The 18,755-nt window shown below is 67.3% G+C and carries 12 protein-coding genes; 6 read left to right on the forward strand and 6 right to left on the reverse strand.

Going from position 1 to position 18,755, the window contains the following annotated elements; genetic code table 11:
- The first annotated feature begins 3 nt into the window (after positions 1-3).
- The 3 genes from ACOYJQ_RS14975 (at position 4) to ACOYJQ_RS14985 (ending at position 5,672) form a co-directional block, all read left to right on the forward strand.
- Positions 4-1,557 carry a sigma-54-dependent transcriptional regulator gene (locus ACOYJQ_RS14975; RefSeq protein ID WP_433459500.1) on the forward strand — a complete coding sequence of 518 codons (1,554 nt, stop codon included), beginning with the start codon at positions 4-6 and terminating at the stop codon, positions 1,555-1,557.
- Positions 1,558-1,615: 58 nt separating this feature from the next.
- Positions 1,616-3,505, forward strand: a complete 1,890-nt coding sequence (locus ACOYJQ_RS14980; protein ID WP_433459502.1) for a L,D-transpeptidase family protein — start codon at positions 1,616-1,618, stop codon at positions 3,503-3,505.
- A 205-nt stretch (positions 3,506-3,710) separates the two neighbouring features.
- Complete coding sequence (locus tag ACOYJQ_RS14985) at positions 3,711-5,672, forward strand: DUF882 domain-containing protein (RefSeq protein WP_433459505.1); 1,962 nt, start codon at positions 3,711-3,713, stop codon at positions 5,670-5,672.
- A 114-nt stretch (positions 5,673-5,786) separates the two neighbouring features.
- Here the strand turns inward: ACOYJQ_RS14985 and ACOYJQ_RS14990 are convergent, their stop codons facing one another.
- Positions 5,787-6,044, reverse strand: a complete 258-nt coding sequence (locus ACOYJQ_RS14990) for a DUF2312 domain-containing protein (RefSeq protein ID WP_433459507.1) — start codon at positions 6,042-6,044, stop codon at positions 5,787-5,789.
- Positions 6,045-6,291: 247 nt separating this feature from the next.
- On the opposite strand from ACOYJQ_RS14990, the gene ACOYJQ_RS14995 reads away from it, so the two are divergent.
- The gene (locus ACOYJQ_RS14995) at positions 6,292-6,762 is read left to right on the forward strand and encodes a DUF1036 domain-containing protein (RefSeq protein ID WP_433459510.1); all 471 of its coding nucleotides are present in this window, start codon (positions 6,292-6,294) and stop codon (positions 6,760-6,762) included.
- A 12-nt stretch (positions 6,763-6,774) separates the two neighbouring features.
- On the opposite strand, the gene ACOYJQ_RS15000 is transcribed toward ACOYJQ_RS14995, so the two are convergent.
- The 3 genes from ACOYJQ_RS15000 to ACOYJQ_RS15010 all read right to left on the reverse strand — a co-directional run bounded on the left by ACOYJQ_RS15000 (position 6,775) and on the right by ACOYJQ_RS15010 (position 12,397).
- On the reverse strand, positions 6,775-7,113 hold the full coding sequence (locus tag ACOYJQ_RS15000; protein WP_433459511.1) for an ArsR/SmtB family transcription factor: 339 nt from the start codon (positions 7,111-7,113) through the stop codon (positions 6,775-6,777).
- Positions 7,114-7,125: 12 nt separating this feature from the next.
- Positions 7,126-7,332: a YgaP family membrane protein gene (locus ACOYJQ_RS15005; RefSeq protein WP_433459512.1), complete on the reverse strand. Its 207-nt coding sequence runs from the start codon at positions 7,330-7,332 to the stop codon at positions 7,126-7,128.
- Positions 7,333-7,561: 229 nt separating this feature from the next.
- Positions 7,562-12,397, reverse strand: coding sequence for a metallophosphoesterase (locus ACOYJQ_RS15010; RefSeq protein ID WP_433459514.1), 4,836 nt, complete (start codon positions 12,395-12,397; stop codon positions 7,562-7,564).
- A gap of 152 nt (positions 12,398-12,549) precedes the next feature.
- Here ACOYJQ_RS15010 and ACOYJQ_RS15015 point away from each other — a divergent pair, with 152 nt between their 5' ends.
- Positions 12,550-13,281, forward strand: a complete 732-nt coding sequence (locus ACOYJQ_RS15015) for a UTRA domain-containing protein (protein WP_433459516.1) — start codon at positions 12,550-12,552, stop codon at positions 13,279-13,281.
- 51 nt (positions 13,282-13,332) lie between these two features.
- Here the strand turns inward: ACOYJQ_RS15015 and ACOYJQ_RS15020 are convergent, their stop codons facing one another.
- Positions 13,333-15,309, reverse strand: coding sequence for a glycerophosphodiester phosphodiesterase family protein (locus ACOYJQ_RS15020; RefSeq protein ID WP_433459518.1), 1,977 nt, complete (start codon positions 15,307-15,309; stop codon positions 13,333-13,335).
- A 340-nt stretch (positions 15,310-15,649) separates the two neighbouring features.
- Here ACOYJQ_RS15020 and ACOYJQ_RS15025 point away from each other — a divergent pair, with 340 nt between their 5' ends.
- Positions 15,650-16,192, forward strand: coding sequence for an Hsp20/alpha crystallin family protein (locus tag ACOYJQ_RS15025; protein WP_433459520.1), 543 nt, complete (start codon positions 15,650-15,652; stop codon positions 16,190-16,192).
- 102 nt (positions 16,193-16,294) lie between these two features.
- On the opposite strand, the gene ACOYJQ_RS15030 is transcribed toward ACOYJQ_RS15025, so the two are convergent.
- A complete protein-coding gene (locus ACOYJQ_RS15030) occupies positions 16,295-18,511 on the reverse strand; it encodes an esterase-like activity of phytase family protein (protein WP_433459522.1) in 2,217 nt (738 codons plus the stop codon).
- Between the last annotated feature and the right edge of the window lie 244 nt (positions 18,512-18,755).

The raw sequence follows: 18,755 nt of genomic DNA on the forward strand, positions 1-18,755 counted from the left end.
GCGATGGCGACCATTCTTATTGTCGATTGCGATGCGGTCCAGCGCGGGCGGATGGCGCGGGTCGCCGAGGAACTGGGGCATCGGGCCGTCGTGGCCGAGTCGCTCGCGCGCGCGCGTTCCCTGCTCGCGGTCGCCGCGCCGCGCCAGCCGCATCCGCCTTCCGGGCCGGCGATCGATGTCGTCATTGCGGATGCGGCGATGCAGGGCGGGGAGGGCGCGGTGGCGGGCCTTGCCGCCCGGCACGGCGCGCCGCCGGTGATCGCGGCCGTGGCGCCGGGCGCGGCCGACGCGGTGGCGCGGCTGATGCGGGCGGGGGCGGCCGATTTTCTCGTCAAGCCCGTGAGCCCGGAGCGTCTCGCCGTGTCGATCGCCAACGCCTTGCGCATGCAGGCGCTGCGCTTGCAGGTCATGCGCATGGACGTCCTGCGCGCGCAGGCGCCGGTGCAGGGCGCCGGCGGCCGTCATGCCTCGCTCGCCGGCTTCGTCGCCGACGATCCCGCGATGGAGAGGGCGCTGTCCGTCGCGGCGCGGGCGGCGCGCGCGCCCGGCCTGCCGGTGCTGATCGAGGGCGAGGCGGGCAGCGGCCGCGAGACGATCGCCCGGCTGATTCACGCCGGTGTCGCCGGCGCGGAGGAGCGCCGGGCGCGTCCGTTCACGGTCTTGCGCTGCGCCGTGGCGACGCCGGCCAGCCTGGAACAGGGATTGTTCGCGGCGCGCGTGCGCGAGGCCCAGGGCGGCACGCTTTATCTGGATGATGTGGATGCGCTGCCCGCGTCGTTGCAGGCGGAGGCGATGCGGCTCGTCAACGATGTCGAGGAGCGGCCGCGGCGCGGGTCGCGCGCGGAGGCGCGCGCCGACGTGCGGGTGATCGCCGCCGCGCGCGCGAGCCTGCTGGACGCCGTGCGCCGGAGCGCCTTCCGCGAGGATCTTTTCTACCGCTTCAGCGTACTGCCCATCACGCTGCCGCCGCTGCGCGCCCGGCACGGCGACATCGGCGCGCTGGCGCTGGTCTTTCTCGCCCGTTTCGCGGCGGCCGAAGGCAAGGCCGTGCACGACATCGCGCCGGACGCGCTGGCGCTGCTGCGCGGCTATGCGTGGCCGGGCAACGTGGCGGAGCTTGAGAATGCGATGTTCCGCGCCGTCGTCCTCGCCGAGGGCGAGCGGATCACGGTCGCCGATCTGCCGCAGATCGCGGCCCGCATGACGGCCGGCCATGCGCCGCCGGTGCGGGCGGAGGTTTTCGCCGGCGCGGCGTTCGACGACGCCGGGATGCGGGCGATCGATCCCGACGCGGTGACGCTCGTCGACGGTGACGGCGACATGCGTTCGCTCGAATCGCTCGAAGCCGATATCATACGCTTCGCGGTCCGCCGTTATCGCGGACGCATGTCGGAGGTGTCGCGCCGTCTCGGTATCGGGCGCTCGACGCTTTATCGCAAACTCAAGAGCGTTGGTCTTGAGGGCGCGGTCGATGGCGGGACCGAGGAGGATTTCGTGATGTCCGGCCGGCAGCCGGGCGTCGATGCCGATCGAGAGGATTCGCAGATCGCGGTCTGAACGGGTTTCCTGCGCCGGAGACGGCCGGGGAGGCGCCTGACGCGGGGAGAAGTGGGCGATGGACGGGCTTCATATCGGCGGATCGGCGCGGGACAGCGCGGGAGCGGGCTCCTCATGGCGCGCCGGCCTCGCGCGGACGGCCGCGACGGCGGGTTTCGCGATCGCATGCGCCCTCGCGGCGCCGTCCGCTCGCGCGCAATCGTTTGCCGAAGCGCCGCTTCCGGGTGAGGCGGCTCCCGCGCGGCCAGCAGCCGATCCCCTGATCACGGGGTCCATCGGCTCCGCCGGCGGCGATTCGGCCGGCGACTTCCTGTTTCCCCCGGTCGCCCGTTTCCGCGCCGGTGCGGCGGGAGCGCCGGACGAACTCGGCCTGCCGCCGCCGGAAGCGCCGCTGCCCGTGACCGTTTCCGCGCCGGATCTGCCGACGATGATCGGCGTGCGCCTGCGGGAAGAGGGGAGTGCGCCGGGCATCGGGCTGCCGCGCGACGTGCGCGAGGCCATCGCCGGCATCTATGAGGCGCGGGGCTTCGCGCCCTTCTGGCTGCGGGACGGCGCATGGAACGCGGCGGCGCGCGGCGCGCGCGCCGTGCTGGCGGATGCCGGCTCTCACGGCCTGGCGCCGGAAAGCTACCGCGTGCCCGAAGCCGGCGGGGGAAGGCCCGGCGCGGGAAGGCCGGATGCGGAAAGGCTCGACGTGCTTGCCGAGGCGGAGATCGCGCTGTCGATGGCGATCGTCTCCTACGCGCGCGATGCGCGCGGCGCGCGCCTCAACCGCCGCCGCATCGGCACGCTCGTCATGCCCGCGCTCGACCTGCCGCCCGCCGACGCCGTGCTCTCCGCCGTGGCCGGCGGGGCGGCGGGAGCGGGCGCGATCCTCGAAGCCTACCAGCCGCGCGCGCCGCAATATGCGGCGCTGCGCGACCGCTTTCTCGCGCTGAAGGGGCGGGACGGCCGCGCCGGCGCGCCGATGGCGCGCTTGCAGCACGGCCCCACGCTGAAGATCGGCATGCGGGATGCGCGCGTGCCGCTCATCCGCGCGCGTCTCGGCCTCAGTCCCGTGGACGACGGCGAGAGCGCGAGCCTCTACGATCAGGCGCTGGCCGATGCCGTAGCCGCCTTCCAGAAGGAACGCGGGCTGCCGGGCGACGGTGCGTTCAATCGCCGCACCGTGGTGGCGCTGGCCGGCGGCGGCGACATGCCCGCGGTGAGCGGGGGCGATCCCGAACGGCTGCTGATGGCGCTGCGGATCAACATGGAGCGCTGGCGCTGGTTCCCGCACGATCTCGGCGACAGGCACGCCCTCGTGAACGTTCCCGAGCAGAACGTGAAGATCGTGGAAGGCGGCAAGGTCGTCCATACGACCGCCGGCATCATCGGCAAGCCGGAGAGTCCGACGCCGGTATTCTCGGACACCATGCGCTACATCGTCGTCAACCCGTCGTGGTACGTTCCTCCCTCGATCGTGAAGAACGAAATCCTGCCGGCTCTCGCGCGCGATCCCGGCTATGCCGCGCGGCGCGGCTACGAGATCATCCGCGAGGGGAAGACGGTGCGCGTGCGCCAGCCGCCGGGAGAGAGCAACGCCCTCGGCAGGGTCAAGTTCATGTTTCCGAACGACCTTGCGATCTACCTGCACGATACGCCCAACCGCAGCCTGTTCCGGCAGAGCAAGCGGGCTTTGAGCCACGGTTGCGTGCGTGTCGACAATCCACTGTTACTTGCCGAAAAAGTGCTTGGGAATGGCTGGACGCAGGCGCGTCTCGAACGGCTGATGGGCGGCAAGGAGCGCAGCATCCGGCTGGAGGAACCGCTGCCGATCCATCTCACCTATTTTACGCTGCGCGTCGAAGAGAACGGAAAAATCGTGACCTCGCCTGACGTCTACGGCTATGACGCGCGCTTGAAGACGGCGCTCGAAGCCCTCGATCGCGCGGCGTCCGCGCGCTGAGGGGCCATTCCGCATCGGCCGGCGCGATTTTGCCGTGTTTCTTGCGGGCCACAGGTTGATGATTTTTTCGCGTACAGCTAACTTCTCGTTAAGGCATCTGGGCAAGAGTTGGACGGGCGGGGCTGTGCGGTTCCGCCGAGTCTGTCAAACGTAGCGATGGTCGCCGGGAAGTTCGGGGACGGTCGTGCAACGGGCGAGATTTTTTGTGCATTTCACGCGCGCATGGCTGACACCGCCACTTCCGATCCTGAAACCCGGCGCCGCTCGCGGGCGGGCGTTGCGACGGGCGTTCTGCGGCCTGCTCGGCGCGGCAAGCGTCACCGTGACGCTCGTCGCGGGCACGGAAGGGCTCCAGGATGCCGTCGCCAACGGCGATACGCGCACCCTGTCGTTCTATCATGCCCACACGCGCGAATCGCTTACCGTCACGTTCCGCCGCAACGGTCGCTACGACCGGGCGGAGCTTCAGAAACTCAACTGGTTCCTGCGCGACTGGCGCAACGACGAAACCACCTCGATGGACCCGAAGCTGTTCGATATCGTGTGGGCCGTGCAGCGCGAGGCTGGATCGCGGGGAGAGGTGAAGGTGCTGTCCGCCTATCGCTCGCCCAAGACCAACGCCATGCTTCGCCGCCGCTCCAGCGCGGTGGCGAAGAACAGCCAGCACATGCAGGGCAGGGCGCTCGATTTCGCGCTGCCGGATGCGAACATGGCGACGGTGCGCGCCATCGGCATGCGGTTGCAGCGGGGTGGCGTCGGCTATTATCCCAACGTGCCCTTCGTCCATCTCGATTCGGGCTCCGTTCGCTCTTGGCCGCGCATGCCGCGCAACCAGCTCGCCCGGCTGTTCCCCGACGGCAAGACGGTGCATCTGCCCGCCGACGGCCGGGCGCTCGACGGGTATGAAGACGCGAAGCGGATGATCATCGCGCGCGGCGATCTCGTGCCGGGCGTCACGGGGCCGGTGGCCTCGGCGGTCGCCTCCGCGCTGCCCGAGCGGCGTCGCAGCCTGTGGGCCGCGCTGTTCGGCGGTGCCGACGAGGAAGAGGATACGCAGATGGCGGAGAGCACCTCGCGCCGTCAGGTGGTCGCCTCCGCATCGCGTGGTTCCCCCGGCGCCTACGATGACGAGGGCGGAGACACCCGTCGCTTCTTCGTCACCAACCAGGCCCGCAGCCCGGCCGCGCAGGAAGCGCGGACACGGCCTGCGCCTGCTCCCGCGCCTACGCCGGTGCGCCAGCCCCCGCCGGCTCCCGTCCCGGTTGCGCCGCCGGTGCCCGTTCCCGCGCCTTCGCTGCCCACGACGCCGCTGGTCATCGCGCGCCAGCCCGTGCCGGTTGAGTCCGCCGTGCGGGAGGCGCCGGCCGTGGCCGCCTTCGACGGGCCGCTGCCGGTCGCGCGCCCCGACGCCCCGGCGCCGGAAGCGCCTGCGGCGCTGCCCGTTTCCGCGCCCGTCACCACCTTCGCCATGCTGCCGCTGCCGCCGCGCCGTCCGGGAGAAGCGCCGGCCGTGGAGCCGCCCGCGCAGGCGGTTCTCGCCGCGGCGCTTCCCGTATCCTCCGTGCCGTTGCCGCCGGTGCGGCCCGGCGAGCTGGGGCCGGACCAGCCGGCGGCCGCCGGCGATTATCCGGCGAAAAGCGCCCTTGCCGCCATCGCCGCCGCGTCAGTGGGCGCGTCCATATCCGCGCCCGCACCGGCCGGCGTCGACACCACCATCCAGACCGCCGCCCTTGCCTATGCGCCGCCGACCGCGCCGGTCGCGCCGCCTCTTCCGCCCGCGCGCCCCGTCCTGGCCGCGCCGTCGCTTGCCGCGCCGCCGTCGAGTGCGTCTTCCTCCGGCCCATCTTCGTCGCCGGCCCGCGCCCGCATGACGCCGCCGCTGCCAGCCGGGGCGGCGACGGTCGCCAACGACGAGCGCAACGCGCTGCGGCAGCTTTTCGCCATGGCGGTGACTGACGCCGAACCCTCGCCGCGTGCCAGGGTGAGCACGGCGAAAGTCGTTGCCGCCGCACCCGCCGCGCGCATGCCCGCGCCCGTGCGGGCGGCCGCGCCGACTGTCGTGGTTCGTATGGGCTTCTCGAAGGATGGAGATGCGGCGGAACTGTCGACGAACAGCTTCACCGGCCCCGCCGTCAAGCCGCTTCCCGTCGCCCGCTTCGGCCAATAAGGCGGCTTCCCGGCGGGCGGACATCGCTTTTCGGGAAAAGATCGCACGCGAACAAGGGAATACGGCGTTTCCGCGTTTCAGTGGAACGCGGAAACGCCGCAGGTCGTTCCGGCGTCAGGCTTGCATTCCCAGTGCCTGTAGATAGAGGTCGAGGATGGCGTCTTCCTCGGCGCGTTCCTCTGCCGGCTTCTTGCGCAACTGCACGATCTTGCGAATCGCCTTGGCGTCGAAGCCACGGCCCTTCAGTTCCGCGTACACTTCCTTGATGTCGCCGGCGATAGCCGTTTTCTCTTCCTCAAGGCGTTCTATCCGTTCGATGAATTGCTTCAGTTCGTCGGCGGCGACGCCGCTGTCGGCTACGTCTGTGACCATGTATCCTTGCTCGTGACTGTCGGGCCGAAGCCCTGAAATCCGTTGTGGGTGCAGACTAGAGGTTGATGGCGGGCTTCGCCAGCGCGGCTTCCGCGCCGCCCCCCGTTTCGTGCGAAATTATGCACCGGAACATGCGGGACCCGCCCCGCGATATGGAAATCCGGCTGGCGGCGACGGTGCCGGTGAGGCAAAATCAGCACGCGCGGTCTGCGCCGCTTCCGCCGCCGAAAAGGAGAGCCTTGCCATCATGCGTCGTCCGTCCGTTCCGCAACCTGTCCGCCGTCTTTCGCCCGCCGTCGCGCTCGTGCTGGCGGGGCTGGGGTTCGTCCTGCTCGGGACGGGCGAGGCGCAGGCCGACCTGCGGATCTGCAACATGACGACAAGCCGCGTCGGCGTGGCGCTGGGATATCGCGACGGCCGGGGCTGGCAGACGGAAGGATGGTGGAACCTCGGCGTGCGCGACTGCGAGACGCTCGTGACCGGCGCGCTCGCCGCGCGCTACTACTACATTCATGCCGTCGATTACGATCGCGGCGGCGAATGGTCCGGCAAGTCGCTGATGTGCACGCGCGAGACGGAGTTCGCCATTCGCGGCATCGAGGATTGCCTGGCGCGCGGCTATGACAGGACCGGCTTTTTCGAGGTCGATACCGGCCAGCAGAAAAGCTGGACCATCCAGCTCACGGAGCAGAACCAGCAGGGCGCGGCGGGGCGGTGAGGCGCCGCGCCGTCAATCGTGCGCGCAGAAAAGCTGGTGGACGGTCGCCATGAAGGTGCGCGCGCGCGGATCGGCAAGCCGGTAGAAGACCTCCCGGCCCTCCTTGCGGCCTTCGATCAGTCCGGCGGAGCGCAGTTCCGCCAGTTGCTGCGACAATCCCGGCTGACGGATGCCGAGCTGATCCTCAAGCTGGCGCACCGACAGCTCGTTGTCCACCAACGCGCAGACGACGAGCAGGCGGTCGGGGTTCGACAGCTTCTTCAGGAATTGCGACGCCTCCCCCACGCTCGCACGCAACGCCGCGGTCGCGGGAGAAAGCCTGTCGGATAAATCGGATGCGTTGCCAGCCAAAGGCTTGTCCAATCAGTTGCGCCGCCCCTTCAGCGGGCAGCTCGAAAATCCGAACAAAGAATAGAGCGGGCAGAAGCTGAAAAGCCCCGTCGCCAGCGGCACCAGCCCCACCAGACCCCACCAGCGCATGTCGCCCTCCAGAACGAACACGAGCGACAGGACGACAAGGCCCGCGACGATGCGCAGGATGCGATCAATACCACCAACATTGCCGGTCATGAAACCCTCCATTGAATACCCGCCCGCCAACCGCGCCGCAGGCGAACGCGGAATACGCGCGGCTCATATTATTTCGTATTTTTTATATAATGAAAATGCAATCGAAAATTTATAGCTCATGCCGTGACAACCTGTGGTTCCGGTCGTCGTATGAAAGCGCCGTGGCGGGGCGCTTGCGCACCCCGCCACGGCTTGATTCAGGCGCGTTCCGGCTGCGGCCGCGCGAATGTCACGCCACGAGATCGTAAGTAACGACCTGGCCGAGATTGCGGATGGCGTCGCCGCCCACGAGATCGAGTTCGACGACGTTTCCGATCGCAAGATGCTCCGCCGCCGCGTTGCCGATCTGCGCCAGCGCGCCGGGGTTCATCAGCGACCACATGTTGATGAAACCGCCGATATCGTCCGCACGCTCGCCCGTCTGCACCACGTACCAGTTGTCGTCGAACTTGAAGCCGGCGACGCTGTTCTCGCTCATCAGGCCGGCGACGACGCTCGTCGCCAGCGCCGCATCGTTCGTCACCAGGCTGATCAGGCTCGAGATCGTGTTGCTCAGCACGCCGTCCTTGAACAGCGAAGCGAAGAAGAACGACTTGTCGGCCTGCTGCTGCACGCCCAGATCGGCGAACACGACCCTGTCGCCCTCCGCGGCGTTGAAGTCGGTCACGGTGTCGATCTGGCGGGCGCCGGACTGGCCGGCGGCGTCGAACACGAAGAGATCGGCTCCCGCCCCGCCCGTCAGGATGTCGCGGCCCGCGCCACCCTTCAGGACGTTGGCCGCGCCGTTGCCCGTCAGCACGTTGTCGAGCGCGTTGCCGATGAGGCTGCTGTCCTGCGCCTCGTCGAGCAGCGTGCCTTGCTCGATGGTTTCCGGCAGCGTCAGCACCGCCTTGTCGCCATCGTAGAACACGCGGTCGAGCTTGTCGGTGCCGAGTTCCGGCACGAGCGCGCCTGCGACGTGCAGGAAGATGTCGCGCCCGCCGAGGTCGTTGTCCACGATTTCATAAGGCGCGGCAGGCGTCTCGACCTGATGCGCGCCCGACACGGCCGACCAGGCCAGCGCGTTGCCGGCGGCGTCGGCGATGGACACGGCCGGCGCCAGCCCCAGCGCGAGCGAGCCCTTGCCGGCCACGCCGGTGACGGTGACGGTCCAGACGGCGCCGTTGCCCTCGACCTTGTCGATGGCGTAGCCGTCGGCAAGACCCTCGGCTTCGAGCGCGAAATCGGCGGCGTCGACATGCGTCACCGCCTCGTCGAACACGACCTTGAACACCACCGTGCCCGCCGTTGCGTCTTCCGTGAGCGATGTGATGCCGGCGACCGTCGGCGCGGTCGTGTCGTCGGGCGGCGTGCCGCCGTCGCGCAGGCTCACGACGCGCACGTCGTCATAGGACAGTCCGGCGCCCGCGCCCCAGTTGTAGAGGGCGATGGTGCCGTGGTCGAGGGAGCGGTCCTCGATCACGTTGGCGAAGATTTTCTCGCCGTCGATGGACGCCGTGATGACGTGATCCTTGATGTCGACCCGCACGAGGGCATCGTCGTGTCGCGAGAGCTGGCCGCCCGTGCGGCCCAGCACGGTCTCGACGCCGTCGACCATGCGGATGAGCTGGACGATCTGGTTTTCCTTGTTGAGGTCGAGCTTGTAGTAGTTGTTTGCGTCCTGATAGTAGAACAGCAGGCCGGTCGAGCGGCCTTCGCCGATGTCGAGGCGCGCCTCGACGGAGTAGTCCTGCCACGCCGCCGCGCCTTCGCCTTCGAAGAGCGCATAGGTGCCCTTGCGCAGCACGTAGTCGCCGTCGCCGAGCGGGCTCCAGCCGCGATCCCAGATGTCGGCGGAGCTTGCGTCCCAGCCGCTGGTGAGCTGGCGGGAATAGACGTTGGCTTCCTGCACCAGCGCGCCGTTCTCGATGCGCCAGTCGGCCTTCTCCTCGTACTCGCCTTCGTCGACGAAGCGCCAGCCGGCGATGTCGCCGCCGAAGGTCTCGTCGAGCAGGAGAGCGCTCTTTTCGGCGATGTCGAGAACGATCCTGTCCGTGGCCCAGTCGCCGTTGACGTCGAGAACCTCGAGCGTGATGTCCTTCGCGTCGACGGGCAGCGTGACCGTGGCGTCCCGGCCGGTGGCGACGATGCGGTCGTCATGCACCCAGCGGTATTCCACGATCTCGGCCGGACCGAAGCTCGCGGCGGCCGAAAGCGACACCTGCACCGTGCCGTCGCCGTCCGTGTCCGTGACGCGCGCGCCGGTTTCGCCGTGCGCGGTCAGGGCGATCCGGTTGACGAGAACGTTGTCGAAGGAGGCGGTGTCCTGGGTGGCGGAATAGACGCCGACCGTGCCGTGCGCGATCGGGGCCTCGTCCGTCACCGGGCCGCCGAAGACGTCGCGGCCGTCCAGCAGCACGCGGATCTCGCCGCCGGTGACGGCCACGCGCAGCTCGACGTCGGCATCCATGACGATGCCCTTGTCGGCCGCGGCGAGAACCGTTTCCTGCCCGCCCTGCACCTTGACCAGCGTGCGGGCGTTGCCGTTGACGTCGAAGGTGAGGCGGTAGTGGTTGTTCTCGTCCAGATAGCGGAACACGACGCCGATCTGGCCGGAATTGTCGGTGGTGCGCAGCGTGGCGTCATACACGTAATCGCCCCACGCGCGGGCTTCGGCCGCATCCCACACCAGCAGGTTGGTGCCGGTGTTGGTGAGGTCCTTGAGCGTGCCTTCGCCGTTTTCGTCGCCCGACCGGACCGTGCCGACGACCTTGAGCGGCGAGGCGCCGGCGGCGGAAACGTCCAGCGTGCCGGTGCCGAAGGTCGCATCGAGCGCGCCGCCGGTGAAATCGAACTGCGTCGCGCCCGCGACCGGCGCGGAGGCGATGCCGCCGGCGGAAGCCTTGCCGAAGCTTCCGATTTCCTGCGCGTCCAGAACGCGGTCGGCGAAGAGGAAGCTGTTGATGTAGCCGCCGGAGGTGTCCGCGCCGTCATCGGTGAACAGCAGCACGCCCTTCGCCGGATCGATGTCGAAGCGCGCGCCGCTGTCGATCTGCTCGCCGACGAACGCGCCCTCGATGTACTTCCTGATCAGGAAGGAGCCGTCCGCCTGCTTGTCGACCGTGATGGCGATGCGCTGCCATTCGTTATACTTGAAATCGCCCTGATAGACGCCGCTGATGCCGAGGCTGCCCGTGCCGTCGCCGTCGTTGCGCAGGTAGAATTCGGCGTCGCCGCCGTTGGTGACGTCGGTCTGGAACAGCGCCCACCAGCTTTCGGTCGGCTGCAACAGGGCGTCGAAGACGAAGGTGTACGAGGAGACCAGACCGCCTTCCGGCGCTTCGGCGAGCTCCGGCTTGAACAGCAGGTGCTGCTGGGCGGTGTATTTGGGAAACCCGATGATGTCGGCCTCGCCGCCGGCGATTTCCGGCAGGCCAAAATCGGCGGGAGAGCCCGGTTCCACGAGCTTGATGTCGCCGGGGATCGCCCAGCCGGCCGTGTCGCCGTCGTTGAAGTTGTCCGCGAGCAGCGTGTTTTCACCCGTCACGGTCACGCGCACGGTGTCGGTGGCCGTGAAGCCGTCAGCGCCGGCGACTTCGAGCGTGAGGACGCGCGCGCCCGCCTGCTGGAAGACATAGGCGCTGCGCCCGGTGGCGACGACGGCGCCTTCCGCGTCCTTCCAGGTATAGGTGACGTCCGCGTCGTCGGATACGATCGTCTGCGAGGCGTCGAGCCTGATCAGCGCGATGTCGCCGCCCTTCGCCGCGACGAACAGATCCTTGCCGGCCTTGGCCACCGGCACGTCGTCCGGCGTGGAAAGGTCGATGTCGGTGAAGGTTTCCTGATGGCCGCGGTAATAGCCGGTGAGGCCGTCGCGGTCGAGCTCCGTCTTGCCGCGGTAGCCGTCGAGATAATCGTTGAATGCGGTGAAATAGGTTTCGGTGTAGACGGCGTTGTTGTCGGGATCGATGGTGAGCAGGCGGATGGCGCCGTTGCCGCCGTTGCTGCCGAGCGCTTCGTCGCCGTTGCCGGTCGATTCCCGCGCCACCCCGTTCTGGTAGTTCATGATCATTTGCAGCACGGGCTGGCCGCCGGCGCCGTAGTTGATCTGGGTCTGGGCGCCGTCGATGAAGTTGTGGCCGGAGAAGACGAAGGCGATGTTGGGATACTGGCTGACGAGCTTCTGCCACATGCCGTCGCCGTCCGACGAGCCGCGCTCGTCATTGCCCACGCCGTAGCCCGGCCCCGCGTTCTCGCCGGTGAGCTGGGGCGTCAGCGGGCCGACGCGCTCGTCGCCCGCCATGTAGCCGTGCGTGGTGATCATGACGCGGTGGTCGAGATGCTGCTCGATGACGTCGCCCGCCCAGCGCAGCACGTCGTCGCGCGCGCCGAATTCGAGCGAGAGGTTGAGCCACTTCGTGCCGTCCGGGGCGGTGAAGGTGGAATAGTTGTTGTTGAAGCTCTCGGGCTCCCGGTCATAGACGCCGCCGAAGCCGGGCAGCTTCGACTGCTCTTCCACGGAGAAATACTTGCTGAGATTGTCCTGCGTGCGCGAGGCGGCGCTGCCGCCGGCGGCGAGATCGTGGTTGCCCGGCAGCAGCGAATAGGGGAGCTTGCCGTCGAGGATGCGCAGCGAGGCTTCCGCGTTGGTCCATTCGGCGTCGGTGTTGTGATAGGTCACGTCGCCGACATGCGCGACGAACTGGATGCCGAGGCTGTCCTTGTTGTCGACCAGCCATTGCGTCATCTGGCTGAAGATTTCCTTCGGCGCGTATTCCGCCGTGTAATCCTGCGTGTCGGGCAGCACGGCGATGGTGTAGGCGTTCTCGCCCGCCACGCGGACGCGGAAGTTGTCGGCGATCACGGTGCCGTCGGCGGCGGTCGCCGTGATGCGGATGTCCGAATGGCCTTGGTCGCCGAAGGACAGCGTGAGCTTGCCGTCGGCGTCGACGGCGGTCGTCACGCTGTCGCCGTTCGAGGTTTCGACGGAAAAGCTGTAACCGTCTCCGAACTTCTGTTTAAGATCGATGATTTGCGGTTCGCCGCCTTTCTTGACAAGGAAGGCGTTCAGGGACGTCGTTGCCATGATTGAACACTCCGGCAGGGGGGATTTCAAAAAATCGGTTAAGATATTGATTTTTATATGTTATATGATTGTGGACTAGTCCACTTTCCAATTTATAGTCCCGCAGTTTGAATTCGGGATGACAAGTTGTCAGTTTTCGTTTGGGGTCGATAATGAGTAATGCTGGTGTCGGTTCAGAATCTCGTGGGCGTCTGAGGGCGGTTCAGCTTGAAATTCGCAAGCGCGTTCGGGGCAAGGATTATGCCGCGGGTGCGCGTCTGCCGTCCGAGCGGGACCTGAGCAAGGAGTTCGGCATGCCGCGCGTGTCGGTGCACGAATGTCTCGTGCAACTGGAGGCGGAAGGGCTGATCTACCGCGAGACGAACCGCGGATGGTATGTGTCGCCGCCGCGCTTTCTCTACAATCCGCAATCGAAAGGGCATTTCACCCTGTCGGCCGAGCAGCAGGGGCGGCATCCGCACACGCGGGTCATCGACAAGCGGGTGGTTGCGGCGCCGGAGCAGGTGGCGGAACTGCTGAAGTTGCCCGCCGGCACCGAAATGGCGCGCATCCGCCGCGTGCGGTCGATCGACGGGCGGCCGGTGCTCTACGTGGAGCACTATTACATGCCGTGCGTGTTTCCGAACCTGTTCGAGCACGATCTGTCCGTGTCGCTGACGGAGCTGTATCGGGACAAGTACGATTTTCACTATGGGCGCATGCGCTACCAGATCATTCCCACGGCGGTGCGGGAGGCGGCCGCGCGGGTGCTGCGTCTGGCGGTGGGCAGCCCGGCGTTGCTCGTGCGCCGGGTCAACCATGAAAGGAACGGCGCGGTCAGCGATTGCGATCTCGAATACTGGCGTCATGACGCCGTTCTGGTCGAGGTCGAGGTCGACGACTGACGGGTTTGACGAGGCGATGCGGGAGCGCGGTGCGCGCCCCCGCGCCGCGGGTCAGGCGAGGTCCTGCCACAGGTCGGCGGGCGGCGTCAGCAGCGCGACCTTGCCTTGCGCCTCGGCGCTCTGCGTGAAGGCGAGGGCGATGTCGGCGTGCGAGGCGTCGGCGGCGTCGAGCCGGCCGACCCAGTAGTCGCGGCCGGCGGTATCGGCGGCGCGCGCCAGAACCGTCGTATAGAGCGCATCGACGAAAGCCGCGCTGTCGAGCGTCTCGCTGCGCTGCCGGAACTCGTCGGAATCGGCGAAGCGGGCGGCGAGCGCCCACACGTCCTGCCCGGCCAGCCCCTGATTCAGCCAGAAGTCGAAACCGGCGTCGTCGGCGTCGCGTCCGAGGAAGGCGTGGTAAAGCCCCTGAACATCGCTCTGTCCGGCCGCGAAGAGCGAGACGGTCTCATCGGCATAGGCCAGCGTCTCGATATCGCTCACGCGGTGCACCGAGCCGGTCGCGGTGTTGGTGACATGCGCGAGCCCGTCGCGGATTTCCACGGTATAGCCGGCCCTTGCACCGGACAGCGCCAGGGTGTCGTGGCCCGCGCCGCCGTCGATGCGGTCGTTGCCCGCGCTCTCGATGAAGCGGTTGTCGCCGGCGTTGCCGAGCAGGACGTTGCCGAGCGCGTTGCCCGCGATCTCCACGTCATCGGCTCCGTTGAGGCGCAGCGCCTCCACGTTGTCCGCCAGCGCGATCCGGCCCGCGCCGTAGTACACGGCGAGGTCGTAGCCGTCGGTGCCCTTCTCCGTGGTGAGCGCGTCGGCGTCGCGCACCAGAATGTCGTTGCCGCCCCGGGCGTTGGGCGCCGCGATCGCGCCGTCTCCCGCCGCGTACTGGTCCACGATGATGCGGCCGAGGTCGGGGAAGTCGGTGAAGAGGCCGTCGATTCCGAAATCGAGCAGCTTCACGAATTCCTCCACCGGCAGTTGCAAGGTGCCGTCGGGGTTGAGCGACAGATAGCCCTCGTCGGCGCGCACCGTCCAGAGGATGGTTTCGAGTCCCGCCGCGCGCGCCACCTGCGCGAGGTCGAGGATGCCGGTGACGATCTTGCCGACCTCCGCCTTGCCGTCGCCATTGGCGTCTACCGGGTTGAGCAGGCGGGAGGTTTGCAGCAGCGCATCCTTTGCCGGCGCAAAGGCGTCGGCGTAGAGCGCAGCCATCGCCTTGGCCGCGTCGAGCGTGTAGAGGTCGGTGTTCAGCGCGCTTTCCCTGGTCAGCGGAAAGTCGAAATTCTCATAGAGATCGGGATTGGCCCCGAGCTCCGCGAATTCCGGGCTGAAGTGGAAGTAGATGTCGGCCGCCCCGCCGAGGAGCTGGACCAGTTTGAAATCGACGCCGGCTTCCGGCATGATTTCCGTCTTGAGCTGGATCAGGTTCAGCACGTCGAACGACTGGATGTAAACGCGGTCGCGCTCCGTGAAGCCGAGCTCGACCAGTTTTTCGACGAGAAGGGCGCTCGTGTCGACGCGGATGAACCCGCCGTCGACATACTGGCCGGTGTAGGCGAAATGCGTGGGGTGCTTGGTTTCCGGCGCGATGGCGATCTTCTTGCCGGTCTCCTGCTCCACCTCGTTGACGAGCGCGATGATTTCCTCGATCGTCGGGATGGCGAACCGGTCGTTGTATTCCGCGCTGTCCGGGCGCATCTCCGGCAGGCGCTCGCGGGCCTTCAGCGTCTTGATCTCGGCGAGGGTGAAGTCCTCGGCGAACCAGCCCGAGACGATCTGTCCGTCGAGATTCTTCGTCGTGTAGAGATGCGCGAACTCGGAATGATCCGAGACGTCGGTGGTGTCGTTGAGAAGGTTTTCGTGGCGCGCGATGAGGTGCCCGTCCTTCGTCACGACGATATCGGGCTCGATGACTTCCGCGCCCTGCTCGATCGCCAGCTTGTACGCTTCGAGCGTGTGTTCGGGGCGGTAGGCGCTGGCGCCGCGATGACCGATAACGAGAGGGGCCTTGACGGCATCCTGGGTCTGTTCAGACATATGATCGTCCTCGCATGAAAATGAATACGGCTGATCATGAGAGCGTCGCGGTCAAATTCCAGATGACATGCGAGGCTTTGATGGGATGATTGTTTATATTCGATAGGCAGTGACTTGATGATGACGCCGGCTTCCATCGCCCGGCGGGGCGCAGCGTCAGCGTGGCGGCGTGTGGAGGGAGCGGTCCCGGCGGGACGTCTCTCGCGCGGCGGAATTTTGCGCTGCGATATACTTTGTCCGATCTGTCGGCGTTATGATGTTCGACGACAGGTTATCCCGCTGATAACCGGTCACGCCTCATGGCGATTGAAAGATGTGCTATTTCCGAGGAGACGATATCATGTCTGAGACCGAGAAGAATGTTTCGGCCGAGGAAGCTGGCAAGGGCGCTCCCGCTCTCCATCAGGCCGATCTGCCGAGCCCGTTCGAGTTCATCCGCCGTCAGATCGATCAGGTATTCGACGATTTCGGCTTCGGTAAATTCCGGCAGTCGTTCGCCGGACCGACCGCGATCCAGACCATCCCCGCGGCGCGCTACTTCACCTGGGCGCTGGAGCCGGCGGTCGATCTGGTGGAGAAGGACGAGGCTTACGAAATCGCCGCCGAACTGCCGGGGCTGGACGAGAAGGACGTCGAGGTTTCCTTGTCGGGCGGTATCCTGACCATCAGGGGCGAGAAAAGCGCGGAGAGCGACGAGAAGCGCAAGGGCTATCACCTTTCGGAGCGCCGTTACGGCGCGTTCACGCGCTCGTTCCGCGTGCCGGACGGGATCGACGCCGAGAAGATCGAGGCATCCTTCGCCAAGGGCGTCCTGACGGTGCGGCTGCCCAAATCCGCCACGGCCACGCGTGAGAGCCGGGCCATCGAGGTCAAGGCGGGCTGACCGCCGGGACCGTGATCCGGGGCGATCGGAAACGTTTCATGGCGACGGCCGGCGGATTGCTCCGCCGGCCGTCCGTTATCGTGCGGTCCCCGTGGCGGGATGTCAGTCCAGCTTGATCTTGCCCAGCCGGATGAACTGCGTCTCGCCGGACGAGCCGTCGATGCCGTCGTTATCGGTGATGAAGATGGCCTCGCCGTCCTTGTCCACGGCGAAGCTTTCCACCTTGTCGAGAACCGTGCCGCGCGGCGCCTTGAGGTCCGGCAGCAGGTCGCGCACCAGCGTCTTCTTGACGACGGGGATCTCCTTGGCGCCGATGGCCGCCGGCGTCAGGCCCGCGACCGAGAAGCGATAGAGCTTCTTGATGACGGCGTTCTCGCCCACCTGGTTGTCGCGCTCGATGACGATGAAGCCGTCGTTGCCGACCGAGGTGATCTCGGACAGGCCGATCCAGCCCTTTTCCACCGCGTCGAGCGGGTAGTGCAGCGCGCCCCACGTCTTCGTCGCGGGCTTGTAGGTCAGGATCTTGGCGTGCCCCTTGGGGTCATCCTTCCACTCGCGCTGAACGGCGACCCAGACGGTCTCGTTCTCGCCCTCGCCCGTCACGGCGGCGCCCTCGAAGCCGAAGCGCGTGGCGTGCGCCTTCAGCTCTTCCGGCAGCTCGACGATCTCCTGCACCGCGCCCTTGTCGTCGACGCGGACGAGACGGGAGTGGGTCGGGGTCTTCTTGTGCGCCGGATCGCCTTCGGAAGCCAGCCAGAAACCGCCGGCGGGACGGGCGGCGATGCCTTCGAGGTCGAGATTGGCGGCGGGCGCGCCGTCCTGCGTGACGACGCGCTTCTCGATGATGCGGGCCGGGGTCTGCGTGGCGTCGACGACGTAGATCGCGCCCTGCGCGTAGAAGCTGTCGCTGACGACATAGAAGCGGCCGGCGGTCGACGGATCGGCGGCAGCGCCGGACAGGGCACCCCAGCCGATGGGCCGGCCGGCGTCATCGTTGCCGGAGACGATGGTCGGATAGTTCGCCGGTGCCTGCTCGCGCTTGAAGATGGCGACGGTCGTGCCCTGGCCGCCATCCTCGCGCAGGTCGGTTTCGTTGGCGATCACGAAAAGATCGCGCTGCGGAATGGCCAGCAGGCCCTCGGGGCCGATGCCGCCGCCCGGCAGGAGCTGGAGAAACGCCGGCTCCTTGCCCGCGCCCTGATCGCGGTACACGCCGACGACCGAACCGCGCTCCGAACCGACGAAGAGGATGTTGTCGTCGCCGTACTTTCCAAAGGCGATGCCTTCAGGCTCGACGCCCTTCTTGTTGCGCTTTTCCGGGTAGTGGCCGGCGCGCAGCACCTCGTGCTCGAAGGAGGCGTGGCTCTCGTAGTCCACCTTGCCGCTCTTGTTGAAGATCGTGAAGCCGCGCGCGCCGCCCTTGTAATCGCCCTCGTTGGCGATCGCGAAACGCTCGCTGTCGAGCCAGCGCACCGCGTCCGGTTCGCGCAGGGCGTTCTCGATCGTGTCGGTGGGGCTGATGATGCCGTCGCGCTTCGTGTCGACGTTCTCCAGCTTCACGCCGCCGGCGGAGAAATGGGAAACGACCTTGCCCGAAGCCGCGTCGACGACCACGATGTGGTTGTTTTCCTGCAGGGTGACGACGACTTCGTTGTTCTCGTTGAAGTCGACGAATTCCGGCTCCGGGTCCTCGGGCGCGATTTCCGTGAGGCCGGTGAGCTCGATGCGGCGCAGGGAAGCCTCGTCCACGGTGCCGTCCGCGTTCACGGCGGCGAGCGAGAGATAGCCGGCGGGGAGCTGCGGCAGCTCGCCTTCGTTATGCTCCTCGTTGCGCTCGTTCTCGATGGCGATGGCGACGGACTTCTTGTCGCGGCTCAGCGCGACGGAATCCGGCTGGCCGCCGAGGTCGATCTTCTTCTCCAGCGTCTTGGTGGTGAGGTTGACCACGCCGAGGAAGCCCGACGGCTCCGTGTAGCTCTTCGAGGTGTTGACGGCGACGAGCGCCCTGTCGCCCACGACGACGACCGAGGTCGGCTCGCCCTCGACCGCGACGACACCGCCGGCCTTCGGAGCCGCGGGATCGGTGATGTCGACCAGACCGACGCGATTGCCGGGCGAATCGGTGTAGACCAGCAGCGTGCCTTCGGCATTCGCCGAGATGATCTCGGACACCGTTTCCTTCGCCGGATCGGCGTCTTGCGGCAGGTTATTGATCACCGGAAAAACCGCGATCCGGTTGAAGTTCAACGCTTCCGCGGCCGTCAGGGCGGTGCCGGACAGCAGGCTGAAGCAGGTCGCCAGCAGAATTGAGCGTTTCATGTCGTTGGGTCTCCAGAGATCCGCGCGGGATACATGGGTTGCGGAGCCCTATGTCATTGGCGGGCGATGACAATGGCGTGACATGACGCGTCATCATTGGCGGAAAAGAGACAATATGAACGACAAGAAACAGTCCGGGCGGGCGCTTCCGTTCACCATGACATCCGGGCCGGTGAGGCCGGCGTGAGACACCGCCGCCGATGCCGGCGGCCGCTTCCGCGACAATGCGCGCCAGGCGCCGGGC

Origin of the sequence: Pseudochelatococcus sp. (genome assembly GCF_050946405.1) — a bacterium.
GTDB lineage: Bacteria > Pseudomonadota > Alphaproteobacteria > Rhizobiales > Beijerinckiaceae > Pseudochelatococcus.